General features: G+C 62.9%; 26 protein-coding genes. 19 read left to right on the top strand and 7 right to left on the bottom strand.

From position 1 onward, the window contains the following. Nucleotides 1-14 precede the first annotated feature (14 nt). Entirely contained in the window at nucleotides 15-1,301 is a 1,287-nt protein-coding gene (locus ABIE49_RS15515) for a sulfite oxidase (RefSeq protein ID WP_192740365.1), read from the bottom strand. A gap of 244 nt (nucleotides 1,302-1,545) precedes the next feature. Here ABIE49_RS15515 and ABIE49_RS15510 point away from each other — a divergent pair, with 244 nt between their 5' ends. The 6 genes from ABIE49_RS15510 (at nucleotide 1,546) to ABIE49_RS15485 (ending at nucleotide 7,266) form a co-directional block, all read left to right on the top strand. Continuing rightward, nucleotides 1,546-2,607: an amidohydrolase family protein gene (locus ABIE49_RS15510; protein ID WP_192740364.1), complete on the top strand. Its 1,062-nt coding sequence runs from the start codon at nucleotides 1,546-1,548 to the stop codon at nucleotides 2,605-2,607. A gap of 21 nt (nucleotides 2,608-2,628) precedes the next feature. After that, nucleotides 2,629-3,741 carry an amidohydrolase family protein gene (locus tag ABIE49_RS15505; protein WP_192740363.1) on the top strand — a complete coding sequence of 371 codons (1,113 nt, stop codon included), beginning with the start codon at nucleotides 2,629-2,631 and terminating at the stop codon, nucleotides 3,739-3,741. Nucleotides 3,742-3,950: 209 nt separating this feature from the next. Beyond that, on the top strand, nucleotides 3,951-4,397 hold the full coding sequence (locus ABIE49_RS15500; protein ID WP_192740362.1) for a Rieske (2Fe-2S) protein: 447 nt from the start codon (nucleotides 3,951-3,953) through the stop codon (nucleotides 4,395-4,397). A 51-nt stretch (nucleotides 4,398-4,448) separates the two neighbouring features. After that, nucleotides 4,449-5,423 (top strand): quinone oxidoreductase family protein, encoded by a 975-nt coding sequence (locus ABIE49_RS15495; protein ID WP_192740361.1) that lies wholly within the window; start codon nucleotides 4,449-4,451, stop codon nucleotides 5,421-5,423. Nucleotides 5,424-5,663: 240 nt separating this feature from the next. Next, nucleotides 5,664-6,029 (top strand): hypothetical protein, encoded by a 366-nt coding sequence (locus ABIE49_RS15490; RefSeq protein WP_192740360.1) that lies wholly within the window; start codon nucleotides 5,664-5,666, stop codon nucleotides 6,027-6,029. A gap of 52 nt (nucleotides 6,030-6,081) precedes the next feature. Continuing rightward, nucleotides 6,082-7,266: a DUF1963 domain-containing protein gene (locus tag ABIE49_RS15485; RefSeq protein WP_192740359.1), complete on the top strand. Its 1,185-nt coding sequence runs from the start codon at nucleotides 6,082-6,084 to the stop codon at nucleotides 7,264-7,266. Between the two features lie 25 nt (nucleotides 7,267-7,291). On the opposite strand, the gene ABIE49_RS15480 is transcribed toward ABIE49_RS15485, so the two are convergent. Further along, entirely contained in the window at nucleotides 7,292-7,888 is a 597-nt protein-coding gene (locus tag ABIE49_RS15480) for a TetR/AcrR family transcriptional regulator (protein ID WP_192740358.1), read from the bottom strand. A gap of 103 nt (nucleotides 7,889-7,991) precedes the next feature. Here ABIE49_RS15480 and ABIE49_RS15475 point away from each other — a divergent pair, with 103 nt between their 5' ends. From ABIE49_RS15475 to ABIE49_RS15435, 9 genes are all read left to right on the top strand, one after another. Beyond that, a complete protein-coding gene (locus tag ABIE49_RS15475) occupies nucleotides 7,992-8,687 on the top strand; it encodes a PspA/IM30 family protein (protein WP_192740357.1) in 696 nt (231 codons plus the stop codon). Between the two features lie 66 nt (nucleotides 8,688-8,753). Continuing rightward, nucleotides 8,754-9,029 carry a YiaA/YiaB family inner membrane protein gene (locus ABIE49_RS15470; protein ID WP_192740356.1) on the top strand — a complete coding sequence of 92 codons (276 nt, stop codon included), beginning with the start codon at nucleotides 8,754-8,756 and terminating at the stop codon, nucleotides 9,027-9,029. A gap of 150 nt (nucleotides 9,030-9,179) precedes the next feature. Beyond that, nucleotides 9,180-9,611 (top strand): hypothetical protein, encoded by a 432-nt coding sequence (locus ABIE49_RS15465; protein ID WP_192740355.1) that lies wholly within the window; start codon nucleotides 9,180-9,182, stop codon nucleotides 9,609-9,611. Nucleotides 9,612-9,733: 122 nt separating this feature from the next. Continuing rightward, nucleotides 9,734-10,168, top strand: coding sequence for a hypothetical protein (locus ABIE49_RS15460; protein WP_192740354.1), 435 nt, complete (start codon nucleotides 9,734-9,736; stop codon nucleotides 10,166-10,168). After that, nucleotides 10,140-10,571, top strand: coding sequence for a hypothetical protein (locus ABIE49_RS15455; RefSeq protein ID WP_192740353.1), 432 nt, complete (start codon nucleotides 10,140-10,142; stop codon nucleotides 10,569-10,571). Before ABIE49_RS15460 ends, ABIE49_RS15455 begins: the two co-directional genes overlap by 29 nt. Nucleotides 10,572-10,749: 178 nt before the next feature. Next, nucleotides 10,750-11,025, top strand: a complete 276-nt coding sequence (locus tag ABIE49_RS15450; RefSeq protein ID WP_192740352.1) for a YiaA/YiaB family inner membrane protein — start codon at nucleotides 10,750-10,752, stop codon at nucleotides 11,023-11,025. Nucleotides 11,026-11,246: 221 nt separating this feature from the next. After that, nucleotides 11,247-12,284 carry a hypothetical protein gene (locus ABIE49_RS15445; protein ID WP_192740351.1) on the top strand — a complete coding sequence of 346 codons (1,038 nt, stop codon included), beginning with the start codon at nucleotides 11,247-11,249 and terminating at the stop codon, nucleotides 12,282-12,284. Between the two features lie 5 nt (nucleotides 12,285-12,289). After that, complete coding sequence (locus tag ABIE49_RS15440; protein WP_192740387.1) at nucleotides 12,290-13,489, top strand: hypothetical protein; 1,200 nt, start codon at nucleotides 12,290-12,292, stop codon at nucleotides 13,487-13,489. Nucleotides 13,490-13,660: 171 nt separating this feature from the next. Then, nucleotides 13,661-13,867 (top strand): hypothetical protein, encoded by a 207-nt coding sequence (locus tag ABIE49_RS15435; RefSeq protein ID WP_192740350.1) that lies wholly within the window; start codon nucleotides 13,661-13,663, stop codon nucleotides 13,865-13,867. A gap of 170 nt (nucleotides 13,868-14,037) precedes the next feature. Here ABIE49_RS15435 and mddA read toward each other — a convergent pair whose 3' ends face one another. Together mddA and ABIE49_RS15425 are read right to left on the bottom strand one after the other, a co-directional pair. Then, on the bottom strand, nucleotides 14,038-14,811 hold the full coding sequence (mddA, locus tag ABIE49_RS15430; RefSeq protein ID WP_210337556.1) for a methanethiol S-methyltransferase: 774 nt from the start codon (nucleotides 14,809-14,811) through the stop codon (nucleotides 14,038-14,040). A 55-nt stretch (nucleotides 14,812-14,866) separates the two neighbouring features. Then, nucleotides 14,867-15,199: a hypothetical protein gene (locus ABIE49_RS15425; RefSeq protein ID WP_192740349.1), complete on the bottom strand. Its 333-nt coding sequence runs from the start codon at nucleotides 15,197-15,199 to the stop codon at nucleotides 14,867-14,869. Between the two features lie 158 nt (nucleotides 15,200-15,357). Between ABIE49_RS15425 and ABIE49_RS15420 the strand changes: the two genes are divergently transcribed. Next, nucleotides 15,358-17,004: a winged helix-turn-helix domain-containing tetratricopeptide repeat protein gene (locus ABIE49_RS15420; RefSeq protein ID WP_192740348.1), complete on the top strand. Its 1,647-nt coding sequence runs from the start codon at nucleotides 15,358-15,360 to the stop codon at nucleotides 17,002-17,004. 8 nt (nucleotides 17,005-17,012) lie between these two features. Here ABIE49_RS15420 and ABIE49_RS15415 read toward each other — a convergent pair whose 3' ends face one another. Both ABIE49_RS15415 and ABIE49_RS15410 read right to left on the bottom strand, forming a co-directional pair. Next, nucleotides 17,013-17,390 (bottom strand): hypothetical protein, encoded by a 378-nt coding sequence (locus ABIE49_RS15415; protein WP_192740347.1) that lies wholly within the window; start codon nucleotides 17,388-17,390, stop codon nucleotides 17,013-17,015. A gap of 907 nt (nucleotides 17,391-18,297) precedes the next feature. After that, nucleotides 18,298-19,149 (bottom strand): SDR family NAD(P)-dependent oxidoreductase, encoded by an 852-nt coding sequence (locus ABIE49_RS15410; protein WP_192740346.1) that lies wholly within the window; start codon nucleotides 19,147-19,149, stop codon nucleotides 18,298-18,300. 217 nt (nucleotides 19,150-19,366) lie between these two features. On the opposite strand from ABIE49_RS15410, the gene ABIE49_RS15405 reads away from it, so the two are divergent. After that, nucleotides 19,367-20,863 carry an aldehyde dehydrogenase family protein gene (locus tag ABIE49_RS15405; protein ID WP_192740345.1) on the top strand — a complete coding sequence of 499 codons (1,497 nt, stop codon included), beginning with the start codon at nucleotides 19,367-19,369 and terminating at the stop codon, nucleotides 20,861-20,863. Nucleotides 20,864-21,008: 145 nt separating this feature from the next. Here the strand turns inward: ABIE49_RS15405 and ABIE49_RS15400 are convergent, their stop codons facing one another. Then, nucleotides 21,009-21,386 (bottom strand): winged helix-turn-helix domain-containing protein, encoded by a 378-nt coding sequence (locus tag ABIE49_RS15400; RefSeq protein WP_192740344.1) that lies wholly within the window; start codon nucleotides 21,384-21,386, stop codon nucleotides 21,009-21,011. Nucleotides 21,387-21,523: 137 nt separating this feature from the next. Here ABIE49_RS15400 and ABIE49_RS15395 point away from each other — a divergent pair, with 137 nt between their 5' ends. Further along, the gene (locus ABIE49_RS15395; protein WP_192740343.1) at nucleotides 21,524-22,651 is read left to right on the top strand and encodes an alkene reductase; all 1,128 of its coding nucleotides are present in this window, start codon (nucleotides 21,524-21,526) and stop codon (nucleotides 22,649-22,651) included. 107 nt (nucleotides 22,652-22,758) lie between these two features. Next, on the top strand, nucleotides 22,759-23,274 hold the full coding sequence (locus tag ABIE49_RS15390; RefSeq protein WP_192740342.1) for a GFA family protein: 516 nt from the start codon (nucleotides 22,759-22,761) through the stop codon (nucleotides 23,272-23,274). Nucleotides 23,275-23,307: the final 33 nt, after the last annotated feature.

The raw sequence follows: 23,307 nt of genomic DNA, 5'->3' as shown, positions 1-23,307 counted from the left end.
CAAGGCTCGCAGCATCAGCCCACCAGCACCGCGATCCGGTGCATGGCGTTGCCGCCATAGCCCTGCGGATTCCAGAAACCGGCCTGGTGCGGTTGCATCGCTCCCTTGGAATCGGTCGCGCGGGTCCAGATTTCAAAATAGCCGTCGGAAGCCAGCTTCACGCTCGCGGTCCAGCGCTGCCAGTCATATTTGTTCTTCGGCTTTTCCAGTTTTGCGCGCTGCCAGCTCGCTCCGAAATCGGTCGAGACGTCGATCTGCTTGACCGTGAGATCGCCGGCCCACGACGCGCCGCGCAGCTTCAGCTCCTTCGTCCCGGCCGCGAACTTGGCGCCGTTCGCCGGGCTTGTGATGACAGAGCGAGCCGGCATCGATTCCAGGATCCGGAAATTCGCTGGATCGCCCTTGTCGCCGGGGATCATCGGCTTGATCGGAACGCGATAGGAAAATTCGGTCATTCCCGGCCCGTCATGTTCCTTGTCGCGGATGGTGATGCGCGTCAGCCATTTTTGCGATGCCGAGCCGGGCCAGCCCGGAACGATCAGGCGCACCGGCCCGCCATGGATGTTCGGCAGCGGCTGGCCGTTCATGCCCCACACGATCAGCGTGTTCGGATCCATCGCCTTTTCTATCCGCACGCCGCGCGAGATCGTCGGCTTGGTTGCGTCGCCCGACAGATGCAAATCGGCCGCATAATGCGCGGTGTATTTCGCGCTTGGCTTCAGCCCCGCGCTCTTGAGCACATCGGCTAGCGGCACGCCGGTCCATTCGGCGCAGCCGACCCCGCCATTGCTCCACTGGTTGCCTCGCGCCGGCGGCGAGAATGCTCCGCGACCGTTGCCGCCGCACTCCAGCACGATGCGCCGCGTCACCGCCTTGTATTTCGATTTCAACTCGCCGATCGTGATCTCGATCTTGTTGTTGACCTCGCCGTCGATGGTGATTTTCCAGGCGTCGGGAGTCTTTGTCTCTTCCGGCAGCTGCCCGTTGTTGCGGATGAAGAATTTCTCGATCGGCGTGGTGTCGTCGTCGAGCAGGCTCTCCGGCGTCTCCGCCACCAGCGGCTTGTCGCCGAGCAGGATGAGCTTTTCATTCTTGCCGGGGAATTTCAGATATTGCGGCCCCTTCGGCGCGGCGGCCGCGGGCGCCGTGCCTTGTGCATAGGCGGCGGGAATGTCGGCGCCGCTGCCGGAAATGCCGAGGGTGACTCCGAAGGCAGCAAGACCCGTCGTCCCTAAGAATCTGCGCCGGTCGATCTGCATGCTGTTCTCGCAACTAGCGGCCTTCCGCTCCGTATGCGTCATAATGTTTCTCCCCCGGTCCCTGTTTCGTGCGGGTTCAGCCGGAATCTTTCCCGGCACCGCTTGAGACGAGTATTTGCGCTTTGCCGCCGTGCCGCAAGGCCGCGAATATCGCTCGCTATGCGTCCATCCAAGGTCTGCCACCCGGTCGGTTTCCATGCTCGACCCTTGCGCTGCCGGGGCATCGGCGGCACATTTGCGGCGCGGCGGAACGGTCGCCAATAACGAGATATCCCAGGAAAACGCCATGGCGGCCACGCGGATCGACTGCGATATCCATCCCGCGGTGGGCGGAACCCGCACCACGCTGCTGCCATATCTCGACGATCACTGGAAAGAGCAGGTCGTCAGCCGCGCCATCGACGGCCTCGATCTCAATTCCTATCCGCCGAGCATGCCGCTGTCCGGCCGCGCCGACTGGCGCCCCGCGACGGGCAAACCGGGCAGTGATTTGGCGATGGTGCAGCGCGGTGCGTTCGACCAGCTCGGCGCCAGCCACGCGATCTGCAACGTGCTCTACGGCGCGCAGGCGGTGTTCGATCCCTATATGGCGGCAGACTTCTGCAAGGCGATCAACGACTGGATATCGGCCGAATGGCTGGCAAAGGATCCGCGTTTGAGCGCCTCGATCGTGGTGCCGATGCAGGCGCCGGATCTCGCTGTCGAGGAAATCGAACGCAGGGCCGCCGACAATCGTTTTGTCTCCGTGCTGGTGCTGGCGCAGGGCGATCAGCTGCTCGGCAAGCGGCACTTCTGGCCGGTGTACCAGGCCGCCGAGAAACACAAACTCCCGATCGCCATCCATGCCGGCAGCCAGTATCGCGGCGCGCCGAGTTCGATCGGCTGGCCGTCCTACCGCTACGAATTTTATTTGATGGAGGCGCAGGCGTTTCAGGCCCAGATACTGAGTCTGGTCTATGAGGGCGTGTTCGGCAAATTCCCCGGCCTCAAAGTGGTGCTGATGGAATCGGGCGTCAGCTGGCTGCCGGCCTTCATGTGGCGCGCCAACAAGACCTGGCGTGGCGTGCGCGTCGAGGTGCCCTGGGTCGAGCGCGAGCCGGCCTCGATCATTCGCGAGCATTTTCGCGTCACCATGCAGCCGTTCGACGGCCCGCCGGATGCGGCTGGTGTCGCAGATATCATCGAGCAGATCGGTTCCGACAAGATGTTCCTGTTTGCGTCCGACTATCCGCACTGGCAGTTCGACGGCGATGACGCGATGCCGCCGCATCTGCCGGCCAGTATCGTTTCGCGTATGTGCGCCGACAATCCGCTTGAGACGTTTCCGCGACTAAAGCTCGCGGCTTAACATTCTACCAAGGAGGCTCGCATGAGCGACGTCATCGACCGCCCGATTCTGGAACAGGAAGTCGCCGCCAAGAGCCGGCTGCGGATTATCGATTGCGATGTGCATCCGAGCATCCATGCGCACACTGACCTCGACCAGTTCATGACGAAGCGCTGGCAACAGCATTTCAGGGAATATGGTAGCCATCTTCGCACGCCCTATATCGGCACCACGCCCTATCCGCGCTCTTCGCCCTTGATCGCGCGGCGTGACGCGTGGCCGCCGACCGGCGGACCTCCGGGCTCCGACCTTGCCTTCATGCAGAAGCAGCACCTCGATCCCCTCGATGTCGAGTACGGCATTTTGCAGGTGCTCGACCTCTTCATCTTCTCGCAGCAGAATCTCGAATTCGGCGCCGCGATCCAGCGCGCCATCAACGACTGGCAGCTAGCCTTCTGGTCGGATCGCGATCCGCGATTGAAAGCCTCGATCCTCGCCGGCCAGGACGATACGGCGCTCGCGATCGCCGAGATCGAACGCTGCGCCAAGACCGGCCGCTATGTGCAGATCAACGTCTGCCCGCGCGCCAACGAACCGCTGGGGCGGCGGCGTTACTGGCCGATCTATGAGCGCGCCCAGGAACTCGGCCTGCCGCTCGGCATTCACGTCGGCGGCTATGGCGGGCACGCGCCGACCGGCGGCGGCTGGCCGTCTTATTATGCTGAAGAACACCAGAGCAACGCGCATACCATGGCGTCGATGCTCTGTAGCCTCGTGCTCGAAGGAATTCCTGAGCGTTTCCCGAACCTGAAGATCGTGTTCATCGAAGGCGGCTTCGGCTGGATACCGCCTGCGATGTGGCGGATGGACCGGCATTTTGAAACCTTCCGCAGCGAGGTGCCGCATCTGAAGCGAAAGCCGTCGGAATATGTGAAGGAGCATTTCTGGTTCACGACGCAACCGATCGACGAGCCGGACGAGGCAAAACATCTGCGCTCGCTGATCGAATGGGTCGGCGTCGATCGCCTGCTGTTCTCGTCGGATTACCCGCATTGGGATTTTGACGATCCGCGCTTCGCGTTCAGGACGCCGCTGTCGGAGGTCGAGCGCCAGAAGATTTTCTCTGGCAACGCCCGCGCGGTTTATAAGCTGTGAAGCTCGAGCAGGGCAGCGAGCTCGGTGCACCTCTCCCGCTTGCGGGGGAGGTCGACGCGCGAAGCGCGGCGGGTGGGGGCTCTCTCCACACAATGACTCGCGGCGACACCCCCACCCCAACCCCCCCCCGCAAGCGGGAGAGGGGGCGCACTTTCATCGTGGATGCAATTCGATCCAATCTCGTCACGCGCTAGGCCAAAGAGTCAAAAATGACCCGGCACATCGTCGCCCGCACGTCAGACATCCCGCCCGGCGGCAACAAGGTTTTCGGCGTCGAAGGCCGCGACATCGTCGTGTTCCACGTCAATGGCGAGTTCTTTGCGCTGCTCAATCGCTGTCCGCATGCCGGTGCGCCGCTGGAGAAGGCGGCGTGCGTGGCGCGATTGACCTCGCCGGAGCCGGGCGTCTATCAGCGCTCGCGCGTCGGCGAGCTGCTGCGTTGCGCCTGGCACGGCTGGGAATTCGACATGCGCAACGGCCAGTCGTACTTCGATCCGAAGCGCGTCAAGATCCGCTCCTATCCGGTTGCGATCGAACGCGGCGAAGAGCTTACTCAAGAACTTGCCAAAGGTCTTGAAGACCTCGAGAAGGGCCCCTATGTGGCCGAGACCTTTGCGGTCCATGTCGAGGACAGCTACGTCATCATCGAGACTTGAACCGCCGCAACATCTTTCTCTTTTTCATCCCACCGAAGGAAGAATCATCCCATGACGCACGCCATTCGTTTTCACAAGACCGGCGGTCCCGAGGTTCTGGTCTGGGAGGAAGTCCAGGTCGGCAAGCCCGGCCCGGGCGAGGCGCGCATCCGTCACACCGCGGTCGGTTTGAACTTCGTCGACATCTACAACCGTTCGGGAGTCTATCCCCAGCAACTGCCAAGCGGGCTCGGCAGCGAGGGCGCCGGCGTGGTCGAGGAAGTCGGCAGCGGCGTCACCGATCTGAAGCCCGGTGATCGCGTCGCCTACGGCGCCTCGCCGCTCGGTGCCTATTCCGAGGCGCGGCTGATTCCGGCAGACCGGCTGCTGAAGCTGCCCGACGGAATCGATGACAAGACCGCGGCCGCGATGATGCTGAAGGGCCTGACCACGCAATACCTGATCCGCCAGACCTATCGCGTCAAATCCGGCGATACCATTTTGCTGCATGCCGCCGCCGGCGGCGTCGGCTTGATCCTCGGCCAGTGGGCCAAACACCTCGGCGCCACCGTGATCGGCACCGTCGGCAGCGAGGAGAAGGCGAAGCTCGCGCAGGCCCATGGTTGCGCCCACACGATCATTTACACCAAGGAGGATTTCGTAAAACGCGTCGATGAAATCACCGGCGGCGCCAAGGTGCCGGTGGTCTATGATTCCGTCGGCAAGGACACATTCCTGAAATCGCTCGATTGCCTCGCGCCGCTCGGCGTCGCCGCGCTGTTCGGCGCGGCCTCAGGCCCGGTCGAACCGCTCAACCTCGGCCTGCTGGCTGCAAAGGGATCGCTCTACGTCACCCGCCCGACGCTGTTCACCTACGCCGCCAAGCGCGAGAATCTCGTGGCGATGGCCAACGAATTGTTCGAAGTCGTGAAATCGGGCGCGGTCAAGATCGAGGTGCATCAGACCTATCCGCTAAAGGACGCGGCCAAGGCCCATGCCGATCTCGCCGCGCGCAAGACCACTGGGTCCACGGTATTGACGGTGTGAGCTTGTCCAACTTGCTTTCCGTCATGGCCGGGCTTGACCCGGCCATCCACGTCTTTCTTGCTTGAGTGCTGCAAAGACGTGGATGCCCGGCACAAGGCCGGGCATGACGGCGTTCCTTAAGGCTGCTGCGCTTCGCTCGCAGCGCATTCGATACAATTTTACTAAAATCCGACTCCACCTCCGCACCGCCCTTCAACGCCTCCCGTGTATTCTGGGTTACGAGAAACTCAGGGGGCTGAGATGACGGATTTCTGGATCGTCGGCGGTTTGATGGCGGGGGCGTTCGTCTCGCCGCTCTATTTTTTGGTGATGCGGTGGCTCACTCAATCGCAGCGCGCCACGTTCTTTGCCCTGATCGGCGCGCTGCTGCTGGCGATTTCAGCGCAGATCTACAACAGCTCGATCGCGGGCCATGATTTGCCGCTGGCTGATATCCTGGCGAAGTTGTCGTTCCTGGCACTGACGATGGGCTGGTTCGTGTGCGGCCTGTTCCATGCGCTCGCCTCGCTTGGCCTTGCGTGGGCGCCGCAGGCGCGGCCGGCATCGTTGTACAACTTGGACGTTGGCTCATTAACGCGCAGCCCTGGACGGATCGCCGCAAGCTGAACGACAGCCGCCGCTTCCAAACTATTTCGCATTCAATCGAGGTCTCAAGCCAATGGATGATGACGACGATAGTTGGCTGGCCGAACTATTTGAGCGCGGAAGCGATCCGGACCGCGCAAAACAGCTGCCGGCCTGGGCCCTGCTGTTCCACTCGCCGTTCGACCGTTCCGACGACGCCACGTCGTGGATCGGCGGCGCGCCCAAAGCGCCGCGCAATTTCGAATGGCCGAAAGACACCGACCGAACGCCGCTCCACTTCATTGCCCAGATTGACCTCGCGTCGTTGAAGGCTGAACCGCAGACCGGATCGCGCCCGCCGGGATTGCCGGCTGAAGGTGACCTGCTGATCTTCATCGGAAAATCCTGGGCCTGCCGGATCCTGAGCGTAGCCCAGATGTCCGAGGCGGAGATCCTTCCGCCGCCCGAAGATCTCGCGCCGGTCAGAAAGCACGGCTTCTTCGGCGAAGGGCGAACCTTCGCCCGCCGGCCCGTCACCCCGACCGCGTATCTCGACGCCGGCGACGAACGCGCGGCGTCATTCCCGGATCGTTTCACGTCGCCGCTCGACTGGATCGTCAACTGGGGCATCGCCGCGCTCGAAGCCGAGAGCGTGATCCACAGCCTCAATCTCGATCTGAGGGACGGGCTAGATTTCTTGAGTCGCTACCGCGGCCCGGCCGGCGAACAGAACCCCAATCAGGTGATCCGCGACAAGACTGCGCATTACGGCGTCCTCGAACGCAAGGCGCCAAACGTGATCGCGGCCCTCGAAGCCTGGCGCGACCTTGCTCTCTCAAAACCCCAGGACGAGGCCATCGACAAGGATTCATTGCACGCAATCATGCGCTTGCGCCTCGAACTGCATGACGAGATGCAGCCGCACATGTCGAAGCACATGCTTGCGGGCAGGCCCGTGGCGGTCTGGGACGAGATCCTGCGGCAGCATCCGCGCCTCCGCCACGGCGAAGGCTATGACGAACTCCCGTCGTGTTACCGCCCCTTCGTCGAGATGCGCGAGACCGGCTGGCGCGGCCATCGGCTGTTCGGCATCGAGCCGGAGTTTTCAAACAATTGGGAAGATTTGCGCGGGCATGACTGCGTCATCAGCATCTTCGCCGATGAGCTGCTCGAGACAATGTCCGAGCACGAGTACGGGCTCTCGATCTGGTGTCCGCGCGACCGCATCGCGAACGGCCTGTTCGACGAAGGCCAACTGATCCGCCATTGCGCCGTCTAAGCCGCCAACGGCGCCGTTGGCATTGCTAGGTCAGCCCCTTCACCATCGCCCGCACGATCACCGCGATCTCCGCGCGCAGCGCCTCGACCGGCACCGCGATCAGCTTCTGTTCGAGGCCGAGCAGCACCATGCCGTGCACGGCCGAGAAAAGACTGCGCGCCGTGACGCCGAGTTCTGTCGCCGATCGTGACGGCAGCAATGAAGCGAGCGGCTGGAAGATGTGACGAAACAGATCCATCTGCTCGCTGACCGCCCATTCCGGAATAGGTTTGCCCGGCGTCATGCGGTGTTCGAACAGCGCGCGCCAGAGTTCGAGATTTTCGGCGGCGAAATCGCAATAGGCGACCGCAATACGCACCAGCGTCTCGGTCGGCGAGGGGGGCCCCGCGCTTTCGGCCTCGCTCAGCGTGGCATCGAGCCGTCGCAGCGTGCGCGAGCCGACCAGCAGGACGAGTTCGTCCATATCGTCGACCAGATTATAGACCGCCCCGTTGGCGCAGCCGATCTCCCGCGCCAGTTCCCGCGTCTTCAGGGCCCCCAAACCGCCCGTGGAAATGCTCCGCTCCGCCGCCAGGATCAGGTCATCGCGTAATTTAGCTCGTCTTTCCAGTGCCTTAGACATCTTTCTCACTTTTCTTGAGCGTTGCTCAAAATAGTTCTTGAGCAATGCTCAAGATGTGCTACAACAGATTTATGAGCAATGCTCATAACACAGGGAGCTGCAAATGTTCAAAACTGTTTTGACGCTTTTCCGGGGCAGCGTGGCTGCGGCGGGAGAAGAACTGGAAGACCGCTCGGCGCTTCTGATCCTCGACCAGCAGATGCGCGACGCCGCTGCGGCGGTCGAGCGTTCCAAGCGGACGCTGGCGCTGGCGATCGCAGGCGATCAGCAGGAGGGCCGCCGGCTCGACGCCACCAACGCCCGGATCGCCGATCTCGAAGTGCGCACCACCGCGGCGCTTGATGCCGGCCGGGAAGATCTCGCCCGCGAGGCCGCGCAGGCCATCGCCAACCTCGAAGCCGACCGCGACGCCGCGATGACCGCGCGCACGCTGTTCGCGTCCGAGATCACGCGGATGAAGCGCCAGGTCGCCGGTGCGGAGTCCCGGATCACCGAACTCGATCGTGGCCGCCGCATCGCCCGTGCTTCGGAAGCGGTTCGCGCCATGCGCCGCGGCGGGGTGGAGGCGACGCGCCCCTACGAATCGACGCTGCCCGAAGCCGAGCGGACACTGAAGCGTCTGCGCGAAAGGCAGATGGAAGCCCAGGCCGCCGACGAAGCCCTGATCGAACTCGACGCCGCCTCGGGCCCGCTGGCGACCGCGGAGAAGCTCGCCGAACAGGGCTTCGGACCGCGACTGAAAACCACCGCCGACGACGTGCTCGCGCGGCTGAACGCCAAGCGTGCGCAAACGACCTGAACTTACTTTGTGAAGCAAGCCTTCGATTGATACCCAACCTCAAACGCCCACACACAGGAGATTATCATGAACCAGAATGTCCAACCCCACAGCAATGCCTGGGTCACCTTCACCTATGTTTCGTTTGCCGCCTCCGTCTTCATGGTTGCCGTCGGCCTGTTCTATCTGCCGATCGATCTCTGGATGAAGGGCTATCTCACGATGGGCATCATCATGATGGTCCAGTGCTGCGTCACCCTGACCAAGACCGTCCGTGACATGCACGAAAGCGGCAAGCTGGTGAACCGCATCGAAGATGCGAAAGCCGAGCGCCTGCTGATGGAAGTTTCGAAGGCCGCGTAAACCTGTGGCGCGTGCTGGCGAAGGCGGGCGGCGGCTGCTTCGGCATCCGCCGTCCGTTTCTCCGGGAGCCGGATCATCAATGATCGCGTCAAAGCGCCATCTCGCGCGAACTCCAATCTACAAGGCAAGAGAAAGGTGAGGACGATGCATATGTCTTCCGAAAATCCTCTCGAAAACGATGATTTGCGCGGCGTGCCGGCATGGGGTCCAGCCTCGCTGCGACGGGCGCTGGTGTTCCTGCTGCTGGGTCCGATCCTCGGAGTTCTCGTCGCCTTGTCACCCGACGTTGCGAGCGGGGGACTTAACGCCTGGCTCGTGCTCATCGCCAAGCAGGTGTTTGTCATCGCCCTGCTGGTCTCGGCAATCACCGGGCTCGTCGACGGCATCCTGTCCCGCTCCTTGTCGATCTTCTTGCGGGCGCCCCTGACCGCGCTGGTCGGCGCGGTGGCCGCCGTTGGTCTGCCGGCCGCCCTGCTTGGACGGCTGCCGCAGGAGATGTCGATGTGGCTTGCGATCGGCGGCGCATTCTGCATGGGCGTGTGCTCGGTGCTGTCGCACGAATATGGCCGTACGAATACTTGAGAGCCGGCATCCGCCGTCCGCTTCTCCGTCCACCGCTTCATCAACGGTCGCGTCGAGCGTCCACCACGCGCCAATGGGCCAAGTCATGTTACAAGGCGAAAACAGGACCAAGAGCAATGCACGTGTCTACTGAAAACCCTCCCGGAAATGATGCCGACCGCGGATCGCTGTTTACGGATCTGCCCTGGCTGCGACGCACGCTCGTGTTCGGGCTGCTGGGTCCACTGCTCGGCGTCTTCGAATTGTTGGCATATGAGGCCGTTCTCGGCGGACTAGGTTACCTGCTTTCCGTCATCATGGGGGTGGTGTTTGTGTTCGGCCTCCTTGCATCCATCGTCACCGGGATCATGGACGGCAGGCTGTCCAGCATCTTGCCGGTCGCCTGGCGGGCGCCCCTGGCGGCGCTGTCAGGTGCGCTGCTCGCCGTTGGCCCGCCGGCTGTCTTGCTTGGGCCGATGCCGCTAAATTCTTCGATAGCGGTTGGGGTTGTCGGCGCACTCAATATGGCCGTGTGCTCGCTGCTGTCGCATGATTCTGGCCGCGGCCGTCCGTCATGAAGGACTGACTTCAATGAATCGAACGCTGGTGTTCCTGCTGCTAGGTCCGCTATCGGTCGTTCTCACGACCTGGGTCGCGGTTGGAATGCCCTTTGAAAGCTTTGTCCTCTTCTTCGCGGTGCTGTTGTTTCTTGTCATCTTTCCGGTTTCGGCGATCGTGGGCGTCCTTGACGGGCAACTGGCCCGTGCGATCCCGCTTCTGCTGAGGGCGCCCTTGACGGCGCTGGTCGGCGCGACGGCGGCCATGGTGCTGCCGCGCGCCCTGCTTGGACCGATGCCGCAGGACATGTCGGTGCAGTTAGGCCTCGGCGGCGCACTCTGTATGGGCCTGTGTTCGTTGCTTGCGCATGACTATAACGCCCAAAAAACCCGGCCCGGCGATATCAGCGGTTCCCGATCATGAGTCATTTGCAATGACCGCTCAATGTATCGTTTACCCTTGCGCAACCTGAGGGTGCCGGACTCATATCTCCTTAACTGGCGCGGGCGCAGAATTCCGACGGCGGAAAGGTCCGCAACGGGTTTCACGTCAGCGGGCCGGGACCGGTCCTTCACTTCAGCCGCATCAGCAGGATGGCGCCATGAACCAGAACGTCCAGCACCACAGCAACGCGTGGGTCACCTTCACCTATGTCTCGTTCGCGGCCTCGGCCTTCATGGTCGCCGTCGGCGTCTACTTCCTCCCCGTCGATCTCTGGATCAAAGGCTATCTCACGATGGGCATCCTGATGCTCGTGCAGTGCTGCGTCACCCTGACCAAGACCGTGCGCGACATGCACGAAAGCGACCGGATGGTGAACCGTCTGGAAGACGCCAAGGCCGAGCGGCTGCTGATGGAAGTTTCCAAATCAACGTAATCCGTCCACGTAACGTGAGCGCCGTGGCTGGCGAAGGCAGGCGGCGGGTGCTTCGGCATCCGCCGATTGTCTGCCTGGTACGATGTCTGCCTTGCAGACTTCCTTGCGGATTGTTTGACGCCGCCAACACATCGTTTACCCTCTCGCCACCGCAACGTGCCGCACTCATGGCTCCTTAACGGGCCCGGCGCACAAATCCGGATCGGGTGCGGGCAGGTGGCATGGCGTCTTTCTGGAGCGGCAATTCGGCGATCCGTCATGGTTTCGGGCAGCTCCGCGCTGCAGCCGGACGTCTGCCCGGCTACGCGGCGTTCTGGCTGAAGGCGTTCTCGCAGGAAACCATCGATCTCACCTTGCGCACCCATACCGGCCTGCAGACGCGGATCGTCGAAAGCCCGGGGCTGTCACTGTCGCAGCAGGACCTCGACGCACTGGTCGCGGATTTGCGCACCGTCGCCGGCAAGACCCTGCCGGCCGGCAGCCTCACCTACGGCATCTTCTCCGGCGAGCGCGAACGCCTGTCGCGCGCCATCGTCACGCTGATCCGCGAGGAAGCCACCGGCCGCCCGATCGCCTTCAACGCGCTGTCGGTGATGTCCGTCGAGCTCGACGGCGAGGAGCAAGAGGTCACCCATCTCGGCCTCGTGATGGTCGATCCGGACGTGCAGGGGCAGGGGCTGTCCTGGGTGCTGTACGGCCTGACCACGCTGGTGCTGTTCGCCCGCGACGGTTTTCGTCCCAAATGGATTTCGAACGTCACGCAGGTGCCTTCCGTGTTCGGCATGGTCTGCGACACGTTTTCGGATGTATACCCCTCGGCCAATGCTAATTCGCGGCAGAGCTTTGCCCATCTGCAGCTGGCGCGCGGCATCATGCGGCACCATCGCGCGGTGTTCGGCGTCGGCGACGACGCCGGGTTCGACGAGGGGCGTTTCGTCATCACTGACGCCTATACCGGCGGGTCGGACGCGCTGAAGAAATCCTGGGAGGTCGCGCCAAAGCATCGCGACGAGCAATACAACGCGTTCTGCCTGCGCGAACTCGACTACGCCAGGGGCGACGATGTGCTGCAGCTCGGCCGCGTCGATCTGGCCGGCGCGCGGCGCTATCTGCAGCGCGAGGTGCCGGCCGGCTCGATGCCGGCGCTGCTGGCGGCCTCCGCCGTGCTGGCGCTGCAACGGCTGGTGCTGCCATTGCTGCATTGGCTGGACGATACGCGCGCGTTCGGCACCTTGCGGCCGCGAGGGAGCGGCCGATGAGCCCGATGTCATCAGGCGTGATCGCCGATTCCATCGTCAATCTCTGCGGCGCGCTCGGGCTTTGCGTCGCGATGTTCGCGCTGTACCGGCGCGATCCCCGAAGCCCGCTGACCCAGCGCCTGCTCTTGCTGCTCGGCGTCGTCGCGCTGTTGTTTTTTGCGCGCGGCGTGGCGTGGTGGACCGGCAGCGCCTTGCTCGACCGGCTCTCGCTGATTCCGGCGGCGCTGCTGCCGCTCGGCGCGCTCATTGTCACCGAAGGCATTTTGCGGCGTCATGCGCCGCGCGCGGCCAAGATCACGGCATTGGCGGGCGCCGTCGTGATCGGCCTCGGCGGCGTGTTCGGGCTGGAGAGCTACACGAGGCCTTATGCGATCGCGCTGGCGATATTCCAGCTTGCGGGATTTGTCGTTTGCGCATGGCTGTTGGCGACGCGGGACCGTACCTCGCTGCTGGCCTCAGAAAACCGCAGCATCGGCCGGCTCGCGGCCGGCGCGCTGATCGTGATCCCCTTCATCGTCACGGATTATCAGGCGCTTGCGCCTGATATGCCGGTCCGGCTTGGCGCGCTCGGCGCGCTATTGGTCGTCACCGCCGTCTTGATCGCAGGCGGCGGCACCGAAACGCGGCGGCAGGGTATCCTGATGACGGCGCTGCGGCTGGTGAGTTCCGCATTGCTTGGCGCGGCAGCCGCCTGCGTGTCGCCGGATGTCGATGCCGCGCAAATCATGCGCTTTTGCGCGATCGCGATTGCGGGCGTGCTGACCATCGGCCTGATGACCGATACGCTGCGCGCGCTGTTCGAAGCCGAGGTGCCGGGTGTTTTGAATTCCGTCGCGGCGTCCGCGGCCCGTACCCGCGACGAATTGATCGCGGAACTGGCGCGCCATCCGATGTTCGAAAGTGCCCGGCGCTACCGCGAAAGCGATCTTGCCGCCTACGATCCGCCATTGTTGCGGAAGGCGCTGTCGACGCGCCGGGTGTTGCGCCGTCCCGAAGCGCCATGGGGCCTTGCCGCGACGGATCCCGCGGTCGAACGGTTGATGTCGCTGATGAAGGCCGGCAATGCCACGCATGTGATTATTTTGTCGCATCAACCGGTCGATCTGCTGGTGCTGGCCGTTCCCGTCATTTCCGCCGATCCCGCCACCGAAACCGCGCTCGCGCTGGTGCGGCGCATCCTCGCATTGACGCCGGAAGCGGCGTGACGGCCGACATTAAAATGTGTTAGGTGCCTGACAGACATGATCCGGAAAAGTGGGTACCGGTTTTCCGAGGAGATTATGCTCAAACGATAAGATGGATTGTGAAGCCGCATCGGAGATGCGTCGTCACAGTCTAACGTGCGCGGCAAGCGTTCTTCATGACAGGTGCGGCTGATGGACAAGCAAGCGATGCGCGAGGAGGCCGAGCGCCTGATCCGCGAGACCATGGAAAAGAGAAACCTGACCATCAAGCAGGGCAATACGCGGATCGAGACAACTTGCGGCAAATGTGGCGCGCCAAACCGCCTGCAGGCCGAAAAGGGCGCCACCCGCGTCAAATTCGCCTGCAAGCAATGCGGCCACAAGCAAGAGACGCTGTGATCACTTTTGTCATGGCCGGGCTTGTCCCGGCCATCCACGTCTTTCTTGCTCATTGGAAGCCAAGACGTGGATGCCCGGCACATAGGCGAGCGGAAGCGACGCCGTCCTTCGGACGGCTATGGCCGGGCATTAAGGCGCGCTATTTCATTTATCTCTTTTGCGTCACATTTTCAGAACACGCCCGGCAATAGCATGGCGACCCGTTCGCGATATTTGCGGTATTCGTCACCGAAGAATGCGACGAGGTCGCGCTCTTCCAGCCAGATGCCGACGAAGATGTAGGCCGTCGTCACTGACGCGAACAGCAAATGCCCCAGCGTCATGAAAGGCGTTGACCAGAAGGCGATGATAAAGCCGAGATAGATCGGATGCCGGATCAGGCTGTACAGCCCGGGCGTCCTGAACGCGATGGGCGCGGTCAGGCGTCCGGCGAAATGCGCCACCACCTGCGTCAATCCGAACAGCTCGAAATGGCTGATCAGGAAGGTGCTGTAGAGCACGATAAGCCAGCCCATGAAGCCAATCGCGGTCACGACGCCGGCGAACACCGGTCCTTCGATGTTCCAGACCACCGCCGGCATCGGCTGCCATTGCCAGAACAGCAGGATCAGGCTGAGGCTGGCGAGCAGGACGTAGGTGGAGCGCTCGATCGCCGGTGAGGCGAAGCGCGCGAACAGTCTTTTGAAGCCCTGACGCGCCATCCCGCTGTGCTGTACGGCGAAGATCGACATCAGCACCAGGTTGATCAGCAACGCCGTCGACAGCGAAGAGGTCGGGCCGGTGTTGATGGTCTTGGGGACGACCAGTCGCGAGACGAAGCCGACCGCGTACAGGAACGTGCCGAGGAAAATCAAATAGGCGAGGCCGCCGTAACAAAGGGCGAGCATTCTCATCGCAAAGGAAGGGATGGCGGGAGGCGTACCCGTTTGCATCGTAATCGACATCTTCAGTCTCCTTTGAAATATGCAGTTACTCGGAAATCGCTTCGTTCAAGCCGTGTCAGGCGGCGTGCTTGCGCTGCCTCGCTGCGGCCACGATCTGGTCGAGCGGGCCGCAGTAGATCCGCGTCTTGTCCAGTCGGGGTTGATCGAGCTTTCGCTGCGCGATTGACGCGGCCTCTCGCTCATGGTGGACGATCGCGACCGCCACCTGGCCATTGAGGAATCGCCTCAGGCGCGCGGCCAGGACGAGGATCTTCCTCAGCAGGGTTGGCACCGTCGTGGACTGGAACGGCGCAAGCGCCCACATTGCATGATGCTGGCCGCGTTGCCGTGCGGCAACGGGCCGTCTGGCGGAATATCCGTAAGCGTGGAAATCAGATGAGCCGATCATGTGGCGTCTCCGGTTGTATGATCCTTGACCCGTCTGTAAATTGAGATGCGCCCTCACGCTTGGCGGACTCCTTCAGGAGACGTTGGTTTTTCCTCCGCCAGAGGTTGATTTCGATCTGCAATGCTGAGGATTGTGGCGCGGCCTCCGCTGAGGTGGTAATGAGATACCGATTTTCCAATTTCGAGATCGACCTTGGTCAACACGAGCTGCGCCGCGAGGGCGTGTCCGTCCACATCGAGCCTCAGGTCTTCGATGTCATTGTTCACCTGGTGCGCAACCATGACCGGGTCGTCAGCAAGGATGAGTTGATCGACACGGTCTGGCATGGCCGGGTGATTTCGGAAGCCGCGTTCTCCAGCCGCATCAATGGTGCGAGACGCGTGCTTGGCGACAACGGAACGGATCAGCTTTTTATCAGGACGTTGCACCGGCGCGGCTTCCGGTTCGTCGGCGATGTTCAGGCGGTCGCAGCTTCGGATGCCGATGCGGTCCGGCTTGCGCCTGACGATACCGCTGCGGCGGGTGTTGCTCCCGCGCGGGTTTCGATTGCCACCGACGTGTCTCATCTCGACGATGTCGTCTCGGAAGCCGTGAAGGCGGAAGCCATCGCGCGATCGTCGATCGCGGTGCTGCCGTTTGAGAACATGTCGAATGACCCGGAGAACGACTATTTCAGCTACGGCCTGACCGAAGACATCATCCGCCTGCTGGCCCGCAATCGCTGGCTTTCCGTGATCTCGCGCCACTCAACGGTCGGATTCGGGGGGCGCGTGGTCGATGCGCGTGAGGTCGGTGCCCAGCTCGGCGTGAGTTATGTGATGTCCGGCAGCGTTCGCAAGAGTCACGACGCGGTCAGGATCACGGCGGAACTGGCCCGGGCTGCGGACGGAAAACAGCTTTGGTCCGACAAGTACGATCTTCAGCTCGAGAATATTTTCGATATCCAGGAAGAAATGGCGAGGCAGATCGCGGCCACGATCGAACCGGAGCTGTCGAAGGTGGAGCAGCAGCTGGCTGCCCGCAAGGCGCCGGAAAGCCTGGATGCCTGGGATTGCTACCAGCGGGGCCTATGGAATTTATGGCGATTTACCACACCGGGGTTTGACCAGGCCGAGGTCTATTTCAAGCGCGCGCTCGAAGCCGATCCGGATTTCGCCCGCGGCCATGGCGCGCTCGGCTACGTCAATGTTCAGCGCTCGCTGTATGACGAGCCCAGGGATCGCCCGGCGCGGCTGGAGACGGCGTTGCGCCAGGCGCGTGTCTCCGTGGCGCTCGACGACCTCGATTGCTTTTGTCACTGCGTGCTCGGCCGCGCGCTGTGCCTGAACCGTCAGAATGATGAAGCGCTGGCAGCGATCGACCTGTCGCTGGAACTCAATCCAAGCTTTGCGCAAGGGTATTTTGCGCAAGGGTTCAATCTATTGTGGTACGGGCGGGAGATCGAAGCGGAAACGCTGCTCGATCGAGCGACCATGCTCAGTCCGCGCGACAGTCATCTTTGGAGTTTCCACCACGTGCGCTCCTGGGCGCATTTCTCGCTCGGTGAGTACGACATCGCGGTCGAGTTTGCCCGCAGGGCAACCCGGCAGCCCAATGTCCCGTATCGGGCGTTTGCGACCCTGGCGGCCTCGCTCGGCCGTCAAGGCGAAAAGGCTCAGGCCGAAGCGGTGGCCGCCGAACTGCTGCAACGCAAGCCGGGCTACAAAACGGATACCGCGCGGCAGGAGCTCTTCTTCTGCAATGATCAGGGCTTCATCGACCGGTTCGTCGCGGGCCTGCGCGTCGCCGGCATAACCGGCGGCTAGGAACGCGGCTATTTCACCCGCAGCTTGAGCGGGATGACCTGCCGGTCGGAGCAGGTCATGGTGCCGTTGTAGCCATCGGACAATGGTCCGCTGGCCGTGCATTCGGTGCCCGGCATCGACAATGTCGCGTTCAATTGGGACGAAGCCGAAATCTGCAGCCGCATTTCGCCCTTCTTCTCCAGCGGGCCGTCCTGCGTGCACAGGCCGATATGCTTCAGCACGAGCGGGCCACGGTAGTCCCTGATGCGCCCGGATGCCGTTTCCGTGACGGTGGCGGTCACTTCCCACTCCCCGAGAAAGCCGGAAGTGCCGCTCACCTCAAGCGCGCGCGCCGGCGACAGCGTCAGAGCGACGCCCAGCATGACGGCCAGACCGAATGCTTTCACAACCTGCTCCCGTGCGAGTTGGCCAGCCACTCTTATCACGACTCTCTCCGTCCGTCATTCCGGGGCGCGCGCAGCGCGAGCCCTCAGATGCGCAATTGCGCATCGGGGAATGACGGCTCAATTTGGATGTTGTCCTCTCCGCGTCATTGCGAGCGCAGCGAAGCAATCCGTGGTGCGCCCAGCCGAGGAATGGCTTGCTTCGTCGCTTCACTCCTCGCAATGACGGTTGTCTGCGGCAAAACGACCCGACGGGCAAATCAGTTCTGAATTACGGAAATCGTGTCAAGCCCCTAAATAAAAAATATTTCTGTTTACCAGAAGGCAAATCAGGTGCATATCTTTGCCCATCCCGTCCTGGTCAGAAGGGCGTCGGCCGTCGTCACGGACGTTGGGCGGGTTGCGGTGGACGCTGGTTTACGCCTCGACGACGGCGTGGATAAGCGTACGGCAAAACCGTGTGGTCCTGGCGCCCGTTGCCGGCGTCAAGCTGTCGGAGAAGCGTGAGCGGAAACGATAGCGACGGAGTCAACCAAGAACTCGTCTCCGGGGAGATCACGGCATAAGCCGTAAAGCCATTGCGCAGGGAAGGCCGGGTGTTCTCCGCTGCCCTGTATGCTCGTGTGCAGCCTTTTCTGTGCTAACCGCACACGGGACCGCGGGTGCAGCGCGCACCCGGTCTTCCCTGCGCCCTCTGTATTTAGGGCGGGAAGTTTCTGGCAAAGCTCGGGCGCAAAGCGTCGCGAGAATGTAAACGCACACCCAGCTGTCATCGCACGGCTTGACCGGGCGACCCAGTATTCCAGAGACGCCGATGATTGAGCCGAGAAGCCGCGGCGTACTGGATCCCCCGCTTTCGCGGAGGACGACAGCTTCATGTGGCGCAGCAGCGCGGGCAACAATCGAGCCCCTACTCCCCCTTCACAAACCGCGCAAACGCCTCCGCATAATCCTTGTGCCAGCGCGACAGCGCCGGGCGGTTTTCGACGATGTCGCCGGCGGCCCACAGCATGCGCCGTTCGTCGAGTTGCCGCGGGACGTCATTGTCAGGGCACAGGATATAGAAATCGCCGGCATCGATGCGTTCAATCATGAAGTCGACGGTCTGCTCCGGTGTCCAGGCACCCTCAGGTTTCTCGGTGCGGCCGCGGGAGGTGAGGGCGGTGAAAACATGACCGGGGATCATCAGGTGCGCGCTGATCTGGCAGCCCTCGGTGTTACGCAGCTCATGCTGCAGCGCCTCGGTCAGCGCTTTGACGCCGGCTTTAGAGACATTGTAAGCGGGATTGCCGGGCGGCGTTGTAATACCTTGCTTGGAGCCGGTATTGATGATGAGCCCGGGCCGGCTGCGTTCGATCATGTGCGGCGCGAAAACCTGGGTGCCGTGAATGATGCCCCAGAGGTTGACGTTCAGAATGCGCTGCCAGTTCTCCAGCGGCCCAAAGCTGTTGCTGTCGGGGCCGATGCCGGCATTGTTCATCAGGATGTCGGTGCCGCCGAACCGCTTCTGCACCGCAGCTTCGAGCCTGGTGACGTCCTCAAACCGGCTGACATCGACCTCGGCGGTCATCACATCGGCGTCGCCGCCCTTGGCGACAGACGACAGTTTTGTGGCAGCCTCCGCCAGCCGCGCGGCGCCGATATCGGCGATACAAACCTTCATGCCGAGGCCGGCGAACCGCATCGCGGCCGCAAGCCCGATCCCGGACGCGCCCCCGGTGATCACGGCGACATGATTGGTGGACATGGCTGGGTGGGGCATGCAGACTTCCTCCGGACACAAATCGGGTTAGACTACTTATCAGCGCAAATCTTCATCAGGACAACACCGACCACGCACGAACCGGCATGGCAGGTCTTCATTCCCGTCCCGCTTCCGGCGGCTCGTTCCGCTTTACGGTTCGGAGCCCAACGCTATAGTTATCCAGATATAACGATCTTCATCACAAAAACGGCTATCGATCCAAGGGAGTAAATACATGGCTGTATCACAGGCAATTCCGATCACGCGCCACCCCTATGCGGATGGTTCCTACAAGAAGATGCTGATCGACGGCCAATGGGTCGATGCGGCCTCCGGCAAGAAGTTCGAGACCCATAACCCGGCGACCGGCGAACTGCTCGCCACGGTAGCCGAAGGCGACGCCGAGGACATCAACCGCGCGGTCACGGCAGCCCGGCGGGCCTTCGAGGGTCCGTGGAGCAAGGTCAAGCCGTTCGAACGGCAGAACCTGCTGTTGAAGCTGGCCGATCTCGTCGAGAAGAATTTCGAGGAGCTGTCGCAGCTCGATACGCTCGACATGGGCGCGCCGATCAGCCGCACCCGCGGCAACCGGCTGCGCGTGCTCGGCATGCTCAGATATTATGCGGGCCAGGCGACCGCGCTGCATGGCGAGACCATCGAGAACTCGCTGCCCGGCGACATCTTCTCCTACACGCTGAAGGAGCCGGTCGGCGTCGTCGGCGCGATCATTCCCTGGAACGGCCCGCTCAGCGCCAGCGTCTGGAAGATCGGTCCGGCGATCGCGACCGGCTGCACCGTGATCCTGAAGCCGGCAGAGGAATCGCCGCTGACCTCGCTGCGGCTGGCCGAACTCTGCATGGAGGCCGGCATTCCGCCCGGCGTCGTCAACGTGGTGCCGGGTTACGGCGAGACCGCGGGCGCGGCATTGTCTTCGCATTCCGGCGTCGACAAGGTCGCCTTCACCGGCTCGCATGTGACCGGGCAAGCCATCGTCAGGGCCTCCGCCGGCAACCTCAAGCGCGTGTCGCTGGAACTCGGCGGCAAATCGCCTGACATCGTGTTCGCCGACGCCGACCTCGATGCGGCGGTGCCGGGCGCGGCGATGGCGGTGTTCGCCAATTCCGGCCAGATCTGCAGCGCAGGGACGCGGCTGTTCGTCGAGCACAAGATCTATGACGAGTTCGTCGGCCGCGTCGCCGAATTCGGCAAGAAGCTGCAGGTCGGCAACGGCCTCGATCCCAACACCCAGATCGGACCGCTGGTGTCGGCGGAGCAGATGAAGCGCGTCTCCGGCTATCTCTCGATCGGCCAGCAGGAAGGTGCCAAGGCGCTGACCGGCGGTACGCCGCTGACCGAGGGCGCGCTGTCGAAGGGCTATTTCGTGGCGCCGACGGTGTTCGCCAACGTGCAGGACAATATGCGGATCGCGCAGGAGGAAATCTTCGGCCCGGTGATCTCGGCGATCTCGTTCAAGGACACCGACGAGCTGATCGCGCGCGCCAACGCCACTACGTTCGGATTGGGCAGCGGCGTCTGGACCACCAATGTCAGCAAGGCGCATCAGATTGCAAAATCGCTGCGCGCCGGCTCGGTCTGGGTCAATTGCTACCAGGCGATGGATCCGGCCGTGCCGTTCGGCGGCTACAAGATGAGCGGCTACGGCCGCGAGTCAGGCAAGCAGCACCTGGAGGAGTATCTCAACGTCAAGGCGGTGTGGATCAAGACGGGGTAGGGCACTCGTCATGCCCGGGCTTAGCCGTCTGAAGGACGGCGTCGCTTCCGCTCGCCTATGCCCGGGCATCCATCCAGCTTCGCAAGAAGATTTTTCGAAGGAGATGGATTGCCGGGTCAAGCCCGGCAATGACAGATCGGGAAGGTCACCCCGCCCGCTTCTTCCGGCCGATATCGCTGCGCAGCGCCTGCAGCTCCTTGCGCGCCGCGCTCGCGGCGTTGCGTTCGATCTTGCGGTAGCGTTTGACCAGCGAGATGCCGAACGACGTCAGCACCGCGCCGCCGCCGTTCTTGCCGCCGGTCTGCCGCTCGACGGCGGCCTGCCGGCAGATGCGGTTGATCTCGTCGACCAGATCCCACGCCCGCTTGTACGACATCTCCATCGCGCGGCCCGCGGCCGAAATCGAGCCGCAGGTGTGGATGTTTTCCAGCAACTGGATCTTGCCCGGTCCGATCCGGGCGTCCGCACCCAGATCGATGCGAACGCTGAGGGAAGGAAGCGACTTGGCACTCGATTTCGACATGAAATGTTTGCTCACAATACGTTTCAAGCGGGGCTACCACTTCGCTTTCAAAACAAAAGCTGCTCCAGTCTTTTACGGGCAAGCGGAACCAGTTACATACTCGTATGAATACGGATACTTTGGAGTTCCACACCGGCATGAATTATCCATCATTGTTTTCCCCGCTGCAGATCGGTCCCTACCAGCTCAAACATCGTCTCGCCCTGGCGCCGCTGACGCGGATGCGGGCGGAAAAGCCCAGCCTCGCGCCGCGGCCGCTGAACGCGGAATATTACGCCCAGCGCGCGACGCCGGGCGGATTGCTGATTGCGGAAGCCTCGCCCGTGATGGCGACGGGTTTCGGCAGCCCCGGCGTCCCCGGAATTTATACCGAGCAGCAGATCGCGGGCTGGCGAGAGGTCGTCGATGCCGTTCACGCCAAGGGCGGTGTGATCTTCCTGCAGCTCTGGCATGTCGGCCGCGTTTCGCATTCCTCGTTCCAACCCGGCGGCGTGCTGCCGGTGGCGCCCTCGGCGGTTGCGATCCCGCCCGATCTGAAGACCGGGACGGCCGACGGCAAAGCCGTGACCTACGAGACGCCGCGCGCGCTCGAGACATCCGAAATCCCCGGAGTGGTCGATGCCTACCGGCAGGCGGCGAAGAATGCGCTTGCCGCCGGATTCGACGGCGTCGAGATCCACGGCGCCAACGGTTATCTGATCGAGCAGTTCCTGCAGTCGCACACCAATCTGCGCACCGATCAATATGGCGGCGGAATCGAAAACCGCACGCGCTTCCTGATGGAAGTGACCGAGGCCGTGGTCGAGGTCTGGGGCGCGAGCCGCGTCGGCCTGCGGCTGTCGCCGTATGGCATCGCCAACGGCAGCGGCGAGCCGGACCCGATGCCGCTCTATAGCCATGTCGTTCAATCGCTCAATCCGCTCGGGCTCGCCTATCTGCATTTCATCGAACCGCGCTCCAGCGGCGCCGGCCGCGCCGAGGTCAACCATCAGAACGTGCCGTCGGCGATGGTGCTGTTCCGGCCCATCTGGAAAGGCGTGCTGATCACGGCCGGCGGCTTCACCGGCGAGACCGCGAACGCTGCGATTGCCGCCGGCCACGCCGACGCGATCGCGTTCGGACGGATCTTCATTTCCAATCCGGACCTGCCGCGCCGACTCCAACGCGGCTTCCCGCTGACGCCGTATAACCGCGCGACCTTCTATGGCGGCGACATCGCCGGCTACACCGATTACCCCGCGCACGACGAGTTGGCGCAGGCGTGAGGAGATCGTAGCCCGGATGAGCGAAGCGACATCCGGGGCCGGTATCAGCAGCGTTCCCGGATGTTGCTTCGCTCATCCGGGCTACATGATCGCCGAGAGGACCGAGCATGTTTCCGGAAGAGGAAGTAACGGAAAAGAAAAAGACCAAAGGAGTAGCGGTGGGCAAACCCGCCGCCGGCCAATGCCTGTGCGGCAAAGTCTGCTTCGAGATCGACGTGCCGGCGCGCTGGGCCTGGCACGATCATACGCCGTCGAGCCGCCGCGCGCATGGCGCGGCCTATGCGACCTATGTCGGAAGCTGGCGCAAGCGCTTCCGCATTACCAAGGGCAAGACGTCCATCACGCGGTACGAGGACAAGGCGACCAAGACCGCGCGCAGCTTCTGCAGCAGCTGCGGCACGCCGATCGCCTACGAGCGCCCGCGTTCGCCGCACATGGTCAACATTCCGCGCGCGCTGTTCACCGGCCGCACCGGCCGCCAGCCGCTCTACCACATCGCGATCGAGGAGCTGCAGGAATGGGCCTATACCGGCGAGCCGCTGGTGCCGCTGAAAGGTTATCCCGGCGTGGTCTGGCAGCGCACGAAAAAGAAGAAACGCAGTGATCGCGAGGGGATGTTCTGATCGCACGCTCTCCCACGCAGGGCAGCCATGACC

Origin of the sequence: Bradyrhizobium sp. OAE829 (genome assembly GCF_040546575.1) — a bacterium.
GTDB lineage: Bacteria > Pseudomonadota > Alphaproteobacteria > Rhizobiales > Xanthobacteraceae > Bradyrhizobium.
The sequence above is the reverse complement of the archived record's forward strand: the minus strand, read 5'-3'. Positions and strand labels throughout refer to the sequence as shown.